The organism is Acidobacteriota bacterium (genome assembly GCA_016196035.1).
Taxonomy (GTDB): Bacteria; Acidobacteriota; Blastocatellia; order RBC074; family RBC074; genus JACPYM01.
Genome location: JACPYM010000021.1, coordinates 1 through 16,384 on the forward strand (window position 1 = coordinate 1; position 16,384 = coordinate 16,384).

Genomic DNA, 16,384 nt, shown 5'->3' on the forward strand with positions numbered 1-16,384 from the left:
TTCGAGCATCGCACTTTTTACGTCGGCTGGCTGCGCTAACAGCCAGCGTAAATTCTCTTGGTTGATCTCAGGTTTGGACATTTCGGGTCTCCTTGTTGGGTTTTTGATTGACAGAATTTCAACTAAGAATCCCGCTCTGCCAAGCCCGCCCCTTTGAAGGAATTTTAATTAAGTTTTGGACAATGCCAAAATCGCGGAGGCACTATGAACTTTATAGTGAGTAAATCAGTTTTCTTAAAAGAGTTAAATTCGATTCAAGGAGTGGTCGAAAGGAAGAACACCATTCCTATTCTTTCAAACCTGTTGCTGGAGACTAATGATGGAGGTATTTCAATTAAGGGAACAGACTTAGATTTATCGATTATCACTGGCTGTGAAGCTGAGATTAAAAAACCTGGCGCTATCTGTGTACAAGCAAAAAAGCTCTTTGAGATTATTCGAGCACTGCCAGAATCTGAAATTGAGGTCAAATGCACTGAGCAGGATCAAGTTCTTCTAACATGCGAACGTTCTAAGTTTAAATTGGTAGGATTGAGCAAAGAAAATTTCCCAGAGGTAAACTCTTTCGCGGGACCCTTTACGTCTTTGCCCGCCTCCCTGATGAATACATTTATTAACCGTACAGTATTTGCTATCACCAATGAAGAATCGCGCTATGCTTTAAATGGTGCCAAATTTGAGCTTTCTGAGCTTGGTGTGAGGATGGTGGCCACAGATGGACATCGGTTGTCATTTATTGAAAAGGTTGATAAGTTTTATGAGGGCGAGAAGGTAGATGTCTTGATTCCGCGTAAGACATTGAGTGAGTTAACAAAACTCAGTGCTGAAGCCAATGGGGTCCTTGAATTTGGCAAAGATGATAATCATCTTTATTTCAAAGTGGATAAGCGCTTGTTATGTTCTCGTACTCTTAGCGGTCAGTTTCCAAATTATGAATTGGTGCTGCCCAAGGATAAGCGTACACCTGTGGTATTTGAGAATGCCAGATTATTTAGCGCTATTAAGCGTGTTGCGTTAATGGCTGACGAAAAATCTCATTCCATCAAATTTGAGCTAACGGATGGGCAAGTCCGGATTACATCTCAAGCGGCGGATATAGGTGAATCAGAAGACATTCTCACTACAGATTATAGCGGACCAGCGATTACGATTGGGTTTAATGCCCAGTATTTGCTTGATTTCTTTAGTGTCATCCAGGATGGTGATGTGATTTTTGATCTTAAAGACAGCAGTTCACAGGTTCAACTTAGGTCGGCTTTAGAAAGTGGATATGATTTTCGTTATATCGTAATGCCAATGCGGCTATAGTTGTGATTCCTCTTAAGCGTAATTAATAGCCTACTTACGGAACCTTTGTTAAAAAGGATCGTTATTACTGGCACGGGTGAACCTCCTGATAACGGCGACCATAGCAAGTCTGGGGTGGGTTCTAGGCTATGGTCGCCATTTTTTGTCTAACTTCGCTAAGTCAACTTAGCAGCTTTCCTTCTTGCTTCTCAAAGTCATCTTCTAAATTTAGTTGAATTGTACCTCCAGCATCGCTAAAAAAGTCAGCTAAGCCCGCCTTTCTTCGTTGATAACGACGCCAGTAAAAAAAGCTGCTTCCCGCAAGCGTCCCAAGTATTGCTGCTAGTGAGAGCATGAGTCCTATCCAGTAAAATGTTCTAAGTAATATCACTGCAGTTTCTGAAGCTTCTTCCAAAGCTGCAGCGTCAGGCGGACGGTATTCTAAGGGAATATTGCGAAATGTTTTGCCCTCCCAATATACCACTGCCGTGTACTTAAGCTCTCCAAGTATGGCTTCAGCGGCCTTCATATCTTTGACAGGATTCGCGACGGCCACATAATTCCCGACCCTTTTGAGCAGCATTTGGGAGCGGGCAGTTTCTGACAAGGTCGCTTTCAATGACTCAATTTTGAGGTAAGCGTCCGTTGCTAATTGCGGGGTATGAAATTCCAGCAGCAGTAATCCAAAAGGCGTCTCAGATGACTCATATTCCGCCGATACAGCTTCAGTTCCACCATCAAACTTGACAATCTCTTTTAGAAAACCGAAACGCGGGTGAATGGCAAGCACTAGGGGGCCAATAAAGTAAATCTGCCCTTCCGCCAATTTTTTTGTCTTTGGCAAGTGACTTGGCAAGGAGGGAAGGGAGTCGTTTAGGATCGGAAACACTCTTAATAGCCCGTCGAAAAACTCTGAATTTACAGATACCTCGCTCTTCTCTTGTCGTACTCGTATTACTTGGCTATTGGTCCAGAATTGGCGCCGGTTTTTAGTTTCTTTTGAGCGTAGATAAGTGAAGAACCCATAGGCACTGGATGGGAACCGCATCTCAAACACTTCAACCTGATAATGATCCGAACCGTTGGTATAATTAGCAATTATGACTGAGTTCAGTCCATACTCAAGACCGATTTCGCTATCCGGTATGCTTGCGCACTCACTTCCCTTAAGTACGCGAATCACCCCGGTTGGTTTCCATTTATTACCAATATTTCCAGGTAATTGCACTGGCGAGTCTGGCAGGCCTTTCTGTTGAGGGGTTGGCTCAGCGCACCATGCAATGAGCGTATTGATACCTTGGAACAAGGGAGCGGCAATAAAAATTACTGTGAAGACAAGAAGCGTTAGGCTTCGTAGTTGAGATGCTGACAAAACAGTCCCTCCTGTGTCGCTTAAGCCGATGGGTCTGCGTCGCTGGCAAGCGAAAGGGAGACGAGCAACGCTTAAAAGTTGTGACGAGCAATCAATTCCTGCGACGTAGTTGTGTCAAGATCAGATTTGCGTACTGACGTGGATTGCGGACGCTTTTCAAGGTTATTTTATCTGCCGTTCCAACACTGTCAATTAGCACATCGCCAATGCCAAGAAGTCTGTCGGGCAAACTCTGATAAATGGACACATTGTTAATGTGCCGCAGCGCCAGGTTTTGTGATGTTCTCGAAAATAATCCTTGCTCAAGCTCAATTTTCTCAGGCCGCAACGTATAGATGATGTGATTTCTTTTCAGGTGTCTAATTAACGGGCTGCTGAAGAAAACAAGAACTGCGGTCCCCACCCAAATTACAGACCACTCCAAATAAGCGATCAGGATGGTCGCCGCTACTGTAACCAGCGCCGCCAGAGCGTAGGATATTGCAATCTTAAAAAAAGCTGGTCGCACGCTAAACAGACACCTCTCAATAGCTAGAGCGCTGTCGTCTAGTTTTTCTGGATAGGCATGCAAAAGCTTGTTTGTGTCAGAAACGTCGTCATACCTGCGCGCCCCGCAATCAAGGCATTGAGGCGACTCCAATGAAAGTTGCTTGCCGCAATTGTGACAAAACATAGCTCAAGGTGGCGTCTTATGGTTGTAATAACTCGGTTAAAACTTTGCCTCTTGATGTCGGGTGCTGTATCCCAAGAATCCGGGCGATACTGGGTGCAACATCTGTTAGGTGCGCTAACCCAAAACTTCCTTTGGGTTCTATTCCCTTACCAAAAGCGATGAACACCGGGCGCATTTCCAAACGTTGCGGTGAGAAACCTGTGGCGGCTCGCACACTGGTTTTAGATAATATGTTGCCTTTTGTCGCAGTTCCAAACATGTAATTTGGAGCTGTATCAAGCATAAGTGCTGCTTGGGGCAATGTCGCCATCCGCGAGAGTTCTTGCCGAGTAAAAATACGCCAGACTGGACTGTCGGGTATTTGATGAATTTCACGGAAAATCTTCTCAACAGATTGCTCATCAGCCGGGCTCTTTACAAAGATGGCCGCCGCACCTTCCAGCGCTTGGGCGACCGCTTTCCAAGCCGCGATATTGCCTTGCGTATCCACCGTCAACCAGCCTTTTTTCGCTAGCACAACATTGGGATTGAACTCGTTTTCGACAGCGGCCATTCCCGTATCTGACACGACCAAAAAAGTCGTCTGGTCTCGTGTTTTGGCTTTTTCCGTAGCGGTCAATATCTGCTCAATCCATGAGTCCAAATGCTGCAAGGTTGTATCCACTTCTTTGCTCCTAATGCCAAACTGACTTTGCGTCCAGTAGAGCGATCTGAAATTGATCAATAGCAAATTTGGTTTTACGGCTTCAATCAATTCACACGCCTTCTGCGCGCGCTGCTCGTCCATGTTCAATGCTTGTGTGTAGACGTCGCTCTTACGCTTTTTGTTCGCGGTTGGCTCATTCAGTGACTGTTTAGGATAGTCCGGATAGTTAAACTTGATAGTTGCGCCAGTAGTAAGTTTGTAACCGATGGCGGCAACATTTAGCCCTGCCTTTGAAGCACTCTCCCAGACGAAGACATTCTTCTTCGCCTTTTCCTGTGGTTCTACAGCCAGCTTCAGCGCTGCTGCAAAATTATTATCGTTTGAGTAGATCCCATGATCGGCTGGGAGCATACCCGTAGCAATCGTCGCCTGCGCCGGTTGGGTGAGCGATGGATAGACCCCCTCAACGGCGTTGGCCACGACACCTTGAACCATTGCTGCGTTTAATTTGGGTAACTGTTCGCGCCCCGCATTCAATAAATCTGCTCCAAGACCGCTCACCAGGATCATTACGACATGGGAACTAATTTTCGGTGGTGCTGGTTTAAGTGTGGGAGTGGCCTTGGGTGTTTCTGCCGGTCGTTGGGCCAGATTCATTCCCAGTGGGAATAATAGATAGGGCGCTATGTAAAACAGAAATCTGGTTAATTTCGTCGGCATGGCTCTCAACAATTCGCGTTGAACAGTTTCATCTTGCTTATCGAACACGAGCGGTGCGAATGGCCGTTATCATCTCACGCACGGCTTGATCCAAACCAATAAAGGCGGCACGCGCAATGATGTTATGCCCGATATTGAACTCTTCGATTTCAGAGATGCAGGCTATTGCATTCACATTTCGATAGGTCAGCCCATGACCCGCAGCCACTTTTAACCCGGCACGCACAGCGGTCTTGGCTGCCGCACGTATGCGTTCGATTTCAACTTCGATCTCTTTGGTTCGGCGTACAGTCAAATCACCTGGTTGTTCATTTAAGCGCGCGTAATGCGCCGTGCAAATTTCGATCTGAAAAGCGCCGAGCTTGGCGGACTCCTTGATCTGTTTTACGTCGGGGTCAATGAATAGACTGACGAAGATTCCCGCCGACCGCAGCTTTTCGATGGCTGCCTGGATAGCTAGCCTGTTTGAGATAACGTCTAAGCCGCCCTCGGTCGTGATTTCTTGCGGTCGTTCGGGAACCAGGGTGACGACATCAGGTTTTACGCGTAGGGCAATCTCCACCATTTCAGCCGTTGCGGCCATCTCTACATTCAAATGCGTAACTACAACTTGCTTCAATGCCAGCAGATCGTAATCCTGAATATGGCGGCGGTCGCTGCGAAGATGTGTAGTAATGCCATCCGCCCCTGCCAATTCGCAGATGACTGCCGCAGCCGCAGGGTTCGGTTCGTTGGTGCGGCGTGCCTGGCGGATGGTGGCAATGTGGTCAATGTTGACGTTGAGCCTGCTCATCTCTTTTGTGGTTCCGATTTCAGATTAGCGATTTGCGCATCCAGATTATATTTGCCAGTCAGGTCGTTCCAGCGAATCGTTGAAACTTCTAAAAACGCTTTGAGCGGCGAGCCAATGACGTGCAACTTTGATCCTTCAACGTGATTCCAGCGCACGGGCGTTTCCAGCAGTCGCCAGCCCAGTTTTTTGGCTATGAAGAGTACTTCCGGATCGAAGCCAAACCCTTCAATTCGTTGCAACGGGAAGATGGATTGTACGGCCTCGCGGCGAAAGGCCTTGAAGCCGCATTGTGTATCTTTGAAATTCAAACCGGTGAATGCGTATTGTACCCAGTTCGCGCCGCGCCCGATGTTTTCGCGCAACCATGTCTGATGTGTTCCGATCAAGCTGCGGTCAAGGGCGCGCGAACCGAAGACGACGTCATAACGATCTTCGGCAATCGGCCCAACTACTTTTGGTATTTCGCTGGTAGGGGTCGCCAGATCTGCATCGTAAAACAATGCGATTTTGCCCTTGGCTTGCAGCATCCCATGCCGTACTGCATAGCCTTTGCCGCGATTGCCAGGGTTGTGTAGCAAGCGCAAGCGGCCAGCGGCGCGTGGCTCGTACTCAAAGACACGGTCGGCGGTCTTGTCGCGCGAACCGTCATTCACGACGATCACTTCACTTTCGTAACTTTGCGCATCCAGATATTCAAACGTTCCGGTGAGCGTTTTTCCGATCCGCGCTTCTTCGTTATAAGCCGGAATGACGATGGATAGAAACGGCATCTCTTTTTGCATCTCCATAACAGAAACGGAACTCTACCCCACTTTGTTCGTCGGGCAAAGCTGCAAAATGTTCCATCCGCTACGCTGGACGGTGTATAGGGTGAATGCTAAGATGCCCGCCACCTCAGGTAGCACAGTATGCACGAATCCAGTTCCAAATTGCTCGCCACTTTATTTGCGGAAAGCCGTGTTTACACCGTAAGCGAATTGAACGAGGGCATCAAAGAAGTTCTCGAGTCAGAGTTCTTTACCTTGCATGTGCAGGGTGAGATTTCCAATTACAAACGCCACACGTCCGGGCATTGGTACTTTACGCTCAAAGATGCGCACTCTCAGTTGCGCGCCGTTTTTTTTCGCCAGTGGAATCGGCTGCTGCGATTCGAGCCAGAAAATGGATTGGAAGTGCGCTTACGTGGGCGTTTGAGCGTTTATGAGCCGCGCGGTGAATATCAGATCGTGGTTGAAACTGTCGAGCCGGTTGGCGTCGGCACCTTGCAATTGGCTTTTCAACAACAGGTCAAACGGCTTTCGGCGGATGGCTTGTTTGATGAGGCGCGCAAACGTTCTTTGCCCGCCTATCCGCGTTGCATAGGGATTGTGACATCGCCTGTGGGCGCGGTCTTGCGCGACATGCTTCAAATCCTGCTACGTCGAAACCCGGCCATCAACATTTTGATTGCTCCCGTGCGTGTGCAAGGCAACGGCGCGGCCGGCGAAATTGCCGATGCCATACGCTTGCTCAATAGATACGCAAAACAACGCGGCAATCAACTTGACGTGATCATTGTCGGGCGCGGCGGCGGTTCGATGGAAGACTTATGGGCTTTCAACGAAGAACAAGTTGCGCGGGCAATTTTTTCATCCGAACTCCCGGTGGTTTCGGCCGTGGGTCACGAAACTGATTATACGATTGCCGACTTTGTAGCCGACTTGCGCGCGCCGACACCTTCAGCGGCGGCGGAGTTGGTGGCTGTGGAAGCTTCGGCACTGATTGCCCGTTTTGAGGCGCTACAGGAGAACCTACGGCGCGCCACGATCTATTACCTGCTACGCCGCCGGCAGCAACTCCGCAATTTGACCGAGAGCCGTGGTTTTACTGATGCTGCCCAGTTGGTGATTGATTTCGCGGTACGACGGCGCGAATTGGAAGAACGGGCTGCGTCCGCTTTGAAAGAGAATTTTCGCCGCGCAGTTTGGCGGCTGCTGGACTTGCAGCGTCGCTTATCCGCGACCGACTTCCGCGCGCCGATTTTGCTTCATCAGACTAAGCTTGTTTCCCTGACCCAACGGTTAGAGAGGGCGTTGCAACGTCGGGTTGAACGTGAAGCGCGCAAACTGGCAATCGCGGCCAGTAAGCTAGATACACTTTCGCCGCTGTCAGTACTGGGGCGTGGGTATGTCTTGGTTAAAGATGACTCAGGCAAACTGGTGACACGTGCGGCGCAGCTTTCATCAAGTCAAAATCTCAAGCTGCGTTTTGAGGATGGTGAAGCGGCTTGCCAAGTAGTCTCAGTTTAACTTTCTGGGAAGGGGGTCTTGATGGCTAAAGCAAAAGAGAAAGAACCAGGGTTCGAGGAATCGCTCGACACTTTGGAGAAGATCGTTGCACAACTCGAATCAGGCGATTTACCGCTCGAACGCGCGCTTGAAATCTTTGAAGCTGGTGTCGGTTTGGCGCGCCGCTGCCAAGCCCAATTGGAAGAAGCCGAGCGCAAGGTGGAAGTTTTACTGCGTGAACGGGGCGAGATCAAAACAATACCTTTCGAGCTTAGAAATGAAACCTACCTCAGTGATGGCGATAAGCTTGGCGGTTTCGTTGTACCTTCTTCGACCCAGACTTCGAGGGCGCTTCCACTCGAAGCGTCTGATGATGATGCCAATTCTGATGACATCATCCCTTTTTGAGCAATTCGATGATTGACGTCAAAGAGTATTTCAAAATCAAGGCTGCCCGTGTAGACGAATGGCTGAATAGGCTTCTGCCCAGCGAGCAGGACGCTCCGGCCATTATTCATGAAGCGATGCGTTACAGTGTCTTCGCTGGCGGCAAACGCTTACGCCCCATCTTGACCATTGCCACTGGTGAGATGTTCGGAGCCGCTGAAGAAGAACTGCTCCCTGCGGCCTGTGTACTGGAGATGATCCACACGTATTCGCTGATACACGATGATTTGCCCGCGATGGATAACGACACTTTGCGACGTGGTCGGCCAACCAATCACATGGTTTATGGCGAAGCGCTTGCCATCCTGGCTGGAGATGCCTTGCTGACACAGGCTTTCCTTACTTTGGCCCGAACCACAGCCATCCCGGTTGAGCGCCGAGGCCGCCTTATGTCAGAGGTTGCTGAAGCCGCAGGGACGAGGGGTGCCTTGATTGGTGGGCAGGTACTCGATCTTCAGTTCGAAGGTAAGTCGATCACTGGGCCTGAACTCGAAGTAATTCACCGGTCAAAAACGGGTGCCTTGATTCGTTGTGCCGTGCGCCTTGGTGCAATTCTTGGCGGCGCTCATGAAGCCGACTTAACCGCTGTGACCCAGTACAGTGAAAAAGTTGGATTGGCATTTCAGATTGCGGATGATGTGCTTGACGCAACTTCCACCAGTGAAGAATTAGGAAAAACGGCGGGGAAGGACGCAGCGGTGAAAAAAGCGACCTATACCTCGCTATACGGAATAGAAGGTGCCAAGCAACGAGCGCAGACGCTCTATCAAGAGGCACTCGCCGCCTTGCAAAGCATTGACCGTCAAACACCTGTACTCGCAGCCCTAGCTCAATTCATCGTTGAGCGAAAGTCATAGCTTGACAGCCTAAACCTGGATTGAGTAGTCTCTCGCTTTTCCAAAATGGCATTGTTGCGATCAATGTAATCTTAAGTAGGAGACTGAAATATGAAACGTACATTTCAACCCAATAATCGCCGTCGTGCGAAAACTCATGGGTTTCGGACGCGTATGAGTTCTAAAGCCGGTCAGTTGGTTATTAAGCGCCGCCGCGCCAAAGGCCGCAAACGCCTAACTCCGAGCCACTACTAAATTATTGTTCCTGATGGACACACCGCCAAAACCGCTATTAAAACTTGGTAGGTTACGTACTGGCATAGAGTACAAGTTGGTTTATGGCAAAGGGCAGCGGTTCCATTCGCCTTATTTTGCGGCATTTATCTTGCCAACAAATACCAGTGAAGCGCGCTTGGGTATTACTGTCACCCGAAAGGTGGGCAAGGCTGTTCTTAGAAATCGGTGTAAGCGTCGTATGCGAGAGATCTTTCGACATAACCAGCCAGAAAGTCTGTGGGGCATTGGTTATGATCTGGTGATCAACGCCAAGACGGAATTGGCCCAATCGGAATTTGATTCGATAACCCAAGCTTTCCAGCAAACCTTGCAACGCTTTCAGGCGTTTCTTAAACGGCAGGCGCAGATGAAAACGTCAGATGCCAACACGCTAACAGAGACATGAGATACTTGGCGATTGCAGTCTTGAAACTTTATCAGTTGACGCTTTCGCCTCTCCTGCCACCAGCCTGCCGCTTTTTTCCAACTTGTTCTTCGTACACGCTTGAAGCGATTGAGAAATACGGTTTTTGGAAAGGTGGCTGGCTGGGTTTGTGGCGGCTAGCGCATTGTCATCCTTTTTGTGCGGGTGGCTACGATCCTGTTCGGTGAGCATGGCCCAATTGGTTGGCGAGCATTTCTTGCAGTTTGAGTTGTTAGATGGAAAACGAAAATCAAAGCAATCCTCGGTTTATCCTTTTCATTGTCCTCTCTATTCTGATCTTTCTGGGTTATTCATATGCCCATGAAAAGCTCTATCCAACTCAAAAGCCAAAGACCGCCGCAACTACCAGTCCACCCGCAATAAACAAGGATACGCAACCAACACCTACAACTTTACCGCAATCTCCGCGACCGCAAGCCTCCGCTTCAATCAGCACACAGTCCGTCATTTCGGCTCAAACGGAGCTTCGTGAGATTCATGTAAAATCAGATTTTTGGCGCGCGACGCTGTCCAATCAGGGGGCTGTTTTTACTGAATGGACGATGCTTAAATCATCTGAAGGCACTTTGATTGATGCCCAAAAAGGAGGAGTCAACCTTATTTCGGCCAAGCTTAGCCAAGAGGTCGGGGGCTTTCTAAGATTTCATATTCCGGCTGATACAGTTCTGGAACAAGAACTTAATACGGCGCGCTTTGTGGTGGAGAATTTCTCTGAGCAGGAAGTTTCCTTGAACCGTGGTGACAAGAAAGAGATTGTTTTCAGCTATGCCAATGTAGGTGTAATAGCCCAGAAAAAACTGATTTTGAAAGGTGTGGGCGCAGAAAACGGGTCAGGTTACGATTTTGATTTTCAAGCCGAGGTTACGCGTAATGGACAGCCGTTGGAAGCATTTATCGTCATCGGCCCGAATTTTGGCGATCAGGGTGTCGTTGAGGTAAACACCTATAAACATGCACCTCAAATAACCTATGCCTTAGGCAAAAAGGTTTATCGTGAACAAGGTGCAAGTGTTGCTAAATCAGGCGGCACAAAATCGCTTGGTGATGTTGCTTGGGCTGCTGTTGATGATAACTATTTTGCGATGGCCGTAGTGCCGCCACAGCCTGTTTCAGTGGTGGCGTTGGATATTAGCCGCAATGAAACAATTAACAATAAGGAACACCAACTCAATTTTGTTTCTGTGGCTGTGCGTGTTAATCCTGGCCAACTCAATCGCGTTTACGCTGGCCCAAAGAATATTGGTACCCTTGGTCAGATAAGCGCCAACTTTGGTCTCGGCGATCAAAATGCCCATTTAGAAGATATTATCAGCTATGGAATCCTTGATTTTATCAGTTTCCTGATTAAGCCTATTGCACGTTTTATGTTAGGGGCGTTACGGGCAATAAATCAGTTTACACACAATTGGGGTTGGTCAATTGTGATACTGACCGTGTTGCTGAATATGATCTTCTTCCCCTTACGCTGGCGCAGCTCCGTAATGATGAAGAAAGCGGCGGCCATGCAGCCTAAAATGAAAGAGCTGCAGGATGAGATGAAGAAGCTCGACAAAAACGATCCGCGCACGCTCGAGCTTCAGCGTAAGCAACTGGAGTTGATGAAAGAAGGCAACCCCTTGATGGGGTGTTTGCCGTTGTTGTTACAGATGCCCTTTTTCGTGGCAGTCTATGCGATCCTTACTGTTTCGATTGAAGTGCGTCACGCTCCCTTTATTGGTTGGCTGAAAGATTTGTCCTCACCAGACCCGTATTGGCTGTTGCCAATTATTATGTGTGTGACCATGATTGCACAGACCGCGTTGACCCCTTCGACAGCTGATCCGGTACAGAAAAGGGTCAGTTATATAATGCCCGTGGTTCTGACCTACTTCTTTTTCATTTCGGCGCCGGCTGGACTTGTGTTGTACTGGATGGTCGGCAATTTGGTTGGCGTGGGGCAGCAATTCGTAATCAATAAAATGACTGGCTCGACCACGCCGCCCGCTCCTTCACCTGTAGTTGATTCAATTAAAAATGCCGGTGCGAATCCTGGCAAAAAAAAAGCTAAAGAGGTTTTAGCAAACTGACACGACCCGGCATGGGCCACAGTTCATCCGGCCGTTTGACATTGAGAAATATCATGACGGAACTGAATTTCGCAGCAATCAAACCTGAAGTTGAACACTTCGTTCGGGAAATGGTGGATAAATCCTCTTTGGATTTGCGCGTCGAGGTGCTACAGCCTGAACCCGATAATCTCCAGATTCAGTTTCAAGGCTTTGATTTGCCCTTATTGTTGGGGCACAACGCTGAATTGCTGGATGCCTTTCAATATATTGCCCGGCGCGCCTTCGCTAAGGCTGTTGCAGATGGTTTGCAGATTGATTTCGATGCGAACGGTTACCGCGAGTCCCGCTCACAGGAATTAGAGTTGATGGCGCAGAAAGCGGCGGAGAAAGTCAGGCTCACCAAAGTCCCCTTTGTGTTTGATCCGATGAACGCGCAGGATCGCCGCATTGTTCACATGGCGCTGGTAGACATGCAGGGCATTCGCACCGAAAGCGAGGGCGAAGGGCAACTGCGCCGTGTGAAGATTCTGCCGGTTTAAGTGGGAGCCGCTATCTGTCGCTGACCATCGCGCCTCGTTGTTCCGCCGCAAAGACTGATGCGTCCAGTCGACTTCAAAACTATTGCCGCTATCGCGACGCCAGCGGGATATGGCGGCATCGGAATTATCCGTATCAGTGGTCATGACTCCTTACATTTTACGCGGCAGCTTTTACATCAAAGCGCGTCCAAACAACTCACCCCGAATCAGGTCACCCTTCAGCAGCTTTTCAACCCTAATACGTCGCAGCTTATGGACGAAGCGCTGGTTACCTATTTTCAGGCGCCGCATTCCTTTACTGGGGAAGATGTCGTCGAGTTGTCTTGCCATGGCAGCCCGGTGGTCTTGGCCGAACTTCTTCGACTCTTAGTTAGCTTTGGCGCTGAACTCGCACAGCCAGGCGAATTCAGTCTGCGCGCCTTCCTCAATCACCGCCTTGATTTGACACAGGCCGAAGCGATTCACGACCTGATTCATGCCCAGACTTCTTTCCAGGCGCAACTTGCAGCCCGCCAGCTTCGTGGCGAATTATCGAAGCAGATGCAACCGATCAAGCAAGCCTTGATTGAACTGATTGTTTGGTTTGAGTCCTCGGTAGAGTTTGTCGAAGATGATTTGGACGCTCTTGATCTACAGCATTTTCGTGAACGGTTAAGTGGTATTGCTGGTCAAATTTCCCGCCTTGCAGAGAGCTATCGCGCTGGCCGACTGATTCATTCAGGTGCCAAGCTCGCTTTGATTGGCCGTCCGAATGTTGGGAAGTCGTCTTTGTTTAATGCGCTGCTTGGGATAGATCGTGCGATTGTCACGCCGCTTCCTGGGACGACCCGCGACACCCTTGCCGAAACCCTTTCCATCAATGGCATTCCCGTCAGACTGATTGATACGGCGGGTTTGCGAGAGACGGATGACGTCATAGAAAAACTGGGTGTAGAACGCACCCTGACAGCGGTGGCTGAAGCTGATCTGGTTTTAGCGATTGCGAGTGTCGAAAGCACTTTGTCAGACGAAGAACTTGACTTGTTTAAGAAAATGCCTGTAGGACTTTGCGTTTTAAATAAGTGCGATCTGACTTCGGCACGGCACGTTGAAGTCCAAACAGCATTGTCACAGTATGCGCCTGTTCTAAGCGTGTCTGCACTAATGGGTCAGGGCATTGTTGCCCTCAGACAAGCAATTTATCAACGACTTGTGTCCGCCGCTCAAATCAATACCGAAGATGCTATTATTACCAATGAGCGGCACTATGCCGCGTTAGAGCAAGCTTTAACTTCTTTGCGCGCAGCCGAACAGGATTTGACGCGCGGTTTTACCGAAGAGATTGCGCTGACCAATCTGCATCAGGCATTGCGCCAACTCGGGGTTATTACCGGTGAGACACTGATCGGCGACATTATCAACCAAATCTTTTCTACCTTTTGCATCGGCAAATAACCGTTGCCATCGCTGAATTGTTATGTCGTATTTCGATGAAGAATTTGACGTGCTTGTCATCGGCGCTGGCCACGCTGGCTGCGAAGCTGCTCATGCCGCCGCGCAGATGGGCGCAAAGACTGCCCTCGTCACTTTCAACTTAGACTTGATTGCCCAGATGTCGTGCAATCCGGCCATCGGAGGCATCGCCAAAGGTCATCTGGTACGTGAAATGGACGCGCTTGGCGGGTTGATGGGCCAGGTCATTGATGCGACCGGCATTCAGTTTCGCCTGCTTAATCGCAGTCGTGGCCCGGCGGTGCAAGCCCCCCGTGCCCAAGCTGACCGAGCGCTTTATCGGCAACAGATGCGGCGAGTACTCGAAGCGCTTCCGAACCTTTATTTGCGGCAAGGCGAAGTCGTTGAACTATTGCTTGAAGCAAACCGCATCGTAGGCGTCGAATTAATGGATGGACGCTTGTTGCGTGCCCATGCCGTTGTCGTGACGACCGGTACGTTCTTAAATGGATTGATCCATATCGGATCCAAGCGTTACTCCGCTGGACGGCATGGCGAATTGCCCTCCATTAAACTGGCGGAAAACCTTCGCGCACTCGGCTTTCGCACTATGCGGTTGAAGACCGGCACACCGCCCCGCTTGGACGGCCGCACCATTGATCTCAAAGCGTTCGAAGAACAACCCGGGGATGAAACGCCAACACCCTTTTCGTTTACCACCAAAGCCATCACGCAATCCCAGATTGCCTGTTATATCGGTTACACGACACAATCCATTCATCAGATGATTCGGGATAATCTAAGCCGCTCGCCACTTTACAGCGGCCAAATCGTCGGTATCGGCCCGCGTTATTGCCCTTCAATTGAAGACAAGGTCATCAAATTTCCGGACAAAGACCGTCATCAACTGTTTTTAGAGCCGGAAGGGCGGCATACCTACGAAACTTATCTGAATGGCTTTTCGACCAGTTTACCTGCGGATTTGCAACGTGAACTGGTGCATCTGATTCCCGGGCTTGAAAATGCAGTGATGATCAGACCTGGCTATGCCATTGAATACGACATGATAGACCCCACAGAGCTATGGCCTTCCCTGGAGACCAAACGTGTGCGCGGATTATTTAACGCCGGGCAAATCAATGGCACCACCGGTTACGAAGAGGCTGGCGCGCAGGGCCTCATCGCGGGTATTAACGCAGCTCGGTTTGTACAGCAAGAAGACCCTGTCATCATTAAGCGCGATCAAGGCTATATTGGGATTTTGATTGACGACCTTGTGACACAAGGTGTTGATGAACCGTACCGTATATTTACCTCAAGGGCGGAACAGCGGCTTAAATTACGGATTGACAATGCCGATGAACGCTTAACAACCCTGGGTGAGAGCTTGGGAATGCTAGCGACTGAGCGTTACTCGGAATTTGTCGCCAAATCGAAGCGTAAAGAACTGCTTCGTGACTATTTCCGTCGCACCACGATCAGCCAGCGTTCGGAAGGCTTTGCTGAATTTTCACAGCGAACCGGGATTCAACTTGCCGAAGCCGTCAATCTGGCCCAACTCGCCAAACGGCCTGAACTGGGTGCCAATCAAGTGCTTCCTTTATTACCTGCCTCCTTGCGCGACGAATGTCGTCTGGAGGAAGTCATTACGGTCGTTACCGATTTTAAGTATGAGGGGTATCTTTCCACCCAAGAGAATTTGGTCGCGCGTCTTGAGAAAGTTGCTCATCGGATTATCCCCGAGCAGGTTCAATATGCGCAGCTTCCTGGTTTATCGAATGAAATGGTCGAGCGCCTGAATCGCGTGCGCCCTCAGACCTTGGGGCAAGCCATGCGCATACCGGGAATAACACCGGCAGCGCTCTCGCTGCTGACGATTCATGTCGAATTGTTATCCCGGCAACTATTCTCCAACTCCGCTTTGCCATGAATACGCAAAAAGTTGAATGCTTGAAGGAGCTTTTACTGACTCGCACTGAGCTTGCAGGGCAACCTCTTTCCGCTCAGGCGGTTGAGCAGATCGTTCAGTATTACGCCCTGGTCCTTAAATGGAACCCTCAACTTCACCTTACGACCATCACTGAACCTGCAGAGTTCTTTCAGCGACATATCTTCGAGGCTTTTTTTTTAGCGCAGTATCTGGATCGAAAGGTGGCCGAGGTCTGGGATATTGGCTCGGGACTGGGAATTCCTGGTGTGCCGCTCGCGATTGTGAGACCCGACTTGCGCGTGCGTTTGGTGGAAGCGAATCGTAAGAAAGCAGTTTTTTTGCGAGAAGTTGCTGAGCGCCTCGGGCTTTCAAGTTTAACCGTAGTCAATTCCCGCTTTGAAACACTGGCTGGCTTGCCCCAGGATGCCGCTCTTGCCATTCGCGCACTTGAAAAATTGGAGACGCTCCTGCCCGAAATTCTGAAATTGGGTCGTGACGGCTGGCAAATGTTATTTTTGGGCGGAACTGGCCTGCTTGGACTGCTCGAACCGCCGACCAGGGGTTTTAACTTGAAAGCGGTGCGGGTTCCAGACACCCAAGCGGCGTTTTTAATCACTCTTACGCGTTCCACGTGAAACAGCCGCGCTGACTTCTGCCTGTTGGTTCCACGTGAA

Annotated in this window: 16 protein-coding genes and 1 pseudogene; 12 read left to right on the forward strand and 5 right to left on the reverse strand. The window is 49.6% G+C overall.

Annotated features, from left to right (window positions below; all coding sequences use genetic code 11):
* Nucleotides 1-204 precede the first annotated feature (204 nt).
* A pseudogene (dnaN, locus tag HY011_06765) lies at nt 205-1,308 on the forward strand (DNA polymerase III subunit beta).
* A 160-nt stretch (nt 1,309-1,468) separates the two neighbouring features.
* Here dnaN and HY011_06770 read toward each other — a convergent pair.
* The 5 genes from HY011_06770 to HY011_06790 all read right to left on the reverse strand — a co-directional run bounded on the left by HY011_06770 (nt 1,469) and on the right by HY011_06790 (nt 6,273).
* Nucleotides 1,469-2,659 carry a hypothetical protein gene (locus HY011_06770; protein ID MBI3422625.1) on the reverse strand — a complete coding sequence of 397 codons (1,191 nt, stop codon included), beginning with the start codon at nt 2,657-2,659 and terminating at the stop codon, nt 1,469-1,471.
* 91 nt (nt 2,660-2,750) lie between these two features.
* Complete coding sequence (locus HY011_06775) at nt 2,751-3,332, reverse strand: PH domain-containing protein (protein MBI3422626.1); 582 nt, start codon at nt 3,330-3,332, stop codon at nt 2,751-2,753.
* A gap of 16 nt (nt 3,333-3,348) precedes the next feature.
* Complete coding sequence (locus HY011_06780) at nt 3,349-4,698, reverse strand: alkaline phosphatase family protein (protein MBI3422627.1); 1,350 nt, start codon at nt 4,696-4,698, stop codon at nt 3,349-3,351.
* 37 nt (nt 4,699-4,735) lie between these two features.
* Nucleotides 4,736-5,491 carry a pyridoxine 5'-phosphate synthase gene (locus HY011_06785; GenBank protein ID MBI3422628.1) on the reverse strand — a complete coding sequence of 252 codons (756 nt, stop codon included), beginning with the start codon at nt 5,489-5,491 and terminating at the stop codon, nt 4,736-4,738.
* Nucleotides 5,488-6,273: a glycosyltransferase family 2 protein gene (locus tag HY011_06790; GenBank protein ID MBI3422629.1), complete on the reverse strand. Its 786-nt coding sequence runs from the start codon at nt 6,271-6,273 to the stop codon at nt 5,488-5,490. Before HY011_06790 ends, HY011_06785 begins: the two co-directional genes overlap by 4 nt.
* A 126-nt stretch (nt 6,274-6,399) precedes the next feature.
* Here HY011_06790 and HY011_06795 point away from each other — a divergent pair, with 126 nt between their 5' ends.
* From HY011_06795 to rsmG, 11 genes are all read left to right on the forward strand, one after another.
* Complete coding sequence (locus HY011_06795) at nt 6,400-7,779, forward strand: exodeoxyribonuclease VII large subunit (protein ID MBI3422630.1); 1,380 nt, start codon at nt 6,400-6,402, stop codon at nt 7,777-7,779.
* 21 nt (nt 7,780-7,800) lie between these two features.
* On the forward strand, nt 7,801-8,166 hold the full coding sequence (locus HY011_06800) for an exodeoxyribonuclease VII small subunit (GenBank protein ID MBI3422631.1): 366 nt from the start codon (nt 7,801-7,803) through the stop codon (nt 8,164-8,166).
* Nucleotides 8,167-8,177: 11 nt separating this feature from the next.
* On the forward strand, nt 8,178-9,062 hold the full coding sequence (locus tag HY011_06805) for a polyprenyl synthetase family protein (protein ID MBI3422632.1): 885 nt from the start codon (nt 8,178-8,180) through the stop codon (nt 9,060-9,062).
* A 90-nt stretch (nt 9,063-9,152) separates the two neighbouring features.
* Nucleotides 9,153-9,296: a 50S ribosomal protein L34 gene (gene rpmH, locus HY011_06810; GenBank protein MBI3422633.1), complete on the forward strand. Its 144-nt coding sequence runs from the start codon at nt 9,153-9,155 to the stop codon at nt 9,294-9,296.
* A 76-nt stretch (nt 9,297-9,372) separates the two neighbouring features.
* Nucleotides 9,373-9,723: a ribonuclease P protein component gene (gene rnpA, locus HY011_06815; GenBank protein ID MBI3422634.1), complete on the forward strand. Its 351-nt coding sequence runs from the start codon at nt 9,373-9,375 to the stop codon at nt 9,721-9,723.
* On the forward strand, nt 9,720-9,929 hold the full coding sequence (gene yidD, locus HY011_06820; GenBank protein MBI3422635.1) for a membrane protein insertion efficiency factor YidD: 210 nt from the start codon (nt 9,720-9,722) through the stop codon (nt 9,927-9,929). The genes rnpA and yidD overlap by 4 nt, the downstream gene beginning before the upstream one ends.
* 48 nt (nt 9,930-9,977) lie before the next feature.
* Nucleotides 9,978-11,828, forward strand: a complete 1,851-nt coding sequence (gene yidC / locus HY011_06825) for a membrane protein insertase YidC (GenBank protein ID MBI3422636.1) — start codon at nt 9,978-9,980, stop codon at nt 11,826-11,828.
* A gap of 11 nt (nt 11,829-11,839) precedes the next feature.
* Nucleotides 11,840-12,349 carry a hypothetical protein gene (locus HY011_06830; GenBank protein ID MBI3422637.1) on the forward strand — a complete coding sequence of 170 codons (510 nt, stop codon included), beginning with the start codon at nt 11,840-11,842 and terminating at the stop codon, nt 12,347-12,349.
* 57 nt (nt 12,350-12,406) lie between these two features.
* Complete coding sequence (gene mnmE, locus HY011_06835; GenBank protein MBI3422638.1) at nt 12,407-13,783, forward strand: tRNA uridine-5-carboxymethylaminomethyl(34) synthesis GTPase MnmE; 1,377 nt, start codon at nt 12,407-12,409, stop codon at nt 13,781-13,783.
* A 22-nt stretch (nt 13,784-13,805) separates the two neighbouring features.
* On the forward strand, nt 13,806-15,710 hold the full coding sequence (gene mnmG, locus HY011_06840; protein MBI3422639.1) for a tRNA uridine-5-carboxymethylaminomethyl(34) synthesis enzyme MnmG: 1,905 nt from the start codon (nt 13,806-13,808) through the stop codon (nt 15,708-15,710).
* Nucleotides 15,707-16,345, forward strand: a complete 639-nt coding sequence (gene rsmG / locus HY011_06845) for a 16S rRNA (guanine(527)-N(7))-methyltransferase RsmG (protein MBI3422640.1) — start codon at nt 15,707-15,709, stop codon at nt 16,343-16,345. The genes mnmG and rsmG overlap by 4 nt, the downstream gene beginning before the upstream one ends.
* Nucleotides 16,346-16,384: the final 39 nt, after the last annotated feature.

Coding starts and splice junctions, on each gene's coding strand:
- HY011_06780 (MBI3422627.1), bottom strand. CDS start 4,698: ATGCCGACGAAATTAACCAGATTTCTGTTTTACATAGCGCCCTATCTA.
- HY011_06800 (MBI3422631.1), top strand. CDS start 7,801: ATGGCTAAAGCAAAAGAGAAAGAACCAGGGTTCGAGGAATCGCTCGAC.
- mnmG (MBI3422639.1), top strand. CDS start 13,806: ATGTCGTATTTCGATGAAGAATTTGACGTGCTTGTCATCGGCGCTGGC.
- HY011_06775 (MBI3422626.1), bottom strand. CDS start 3,332: ATGTTTTGTCACAATTGCGGCAAGCAACTTTCATTGGAGTCGCCTCAA.
- rpmH (MBI3422633.1), top strand. CDS start 9,153: ATGAAACGTACATTTCAACCCAATAATCGCCGTCGTGCGAAAACTCAT.
- rsmG (MBI3422640.1), top strand. CDS start 15,707: ATGAATACGCAAAAAGTTGAATGCTTGAAGGAGCTTTTACTGACTCGC.
- mnmE (MBI3422638.1), top strand. CDS start 12,407: ATGCGTCCAGTCGACTTCAAAACTATTGCCGCTATCGCGACGCCAGCG.
- HY011_06830 (MBI3422637.1), top strand. CDS start 11,840: ATGGGCCACAGTTCATCCGGCCGTTTGACATTGAGAAATATCATGACG.
- HY011_06785 (MBI3422628.1), bottom strand. CDS start 5,491: ATGAGCAGGCTCAACGTCAACATTGACCACATTGCCACCATCCGCCAG.
- HY011_06795 (MBI3422630.1), top strand. CDS start 6,400: ATGCACGAATCCAGTTCCAAATTGCTCGCCACTTTATTTGCGGAAAGC.
- HY011_06790 (MBI3422629.1), bottom strand. CDS start 6,273: ATGCAAAAAGAGATGCCGTTTCTATCCATCGTCATTCCGGCTTATAAC.
- yidC (MBI3422636.1), top strand. CDS start 9,978: ATGGAAAACGAAAATCAAAGCAATCCTCGGTTTATCCTTTTCATTGTC.
- yidD (MBI3422635.1), top strand. CDS start 9,720: ATGAGATACTTGGCGATTGCAGTCTTGAAACTTTATCAGTTGACGCTT.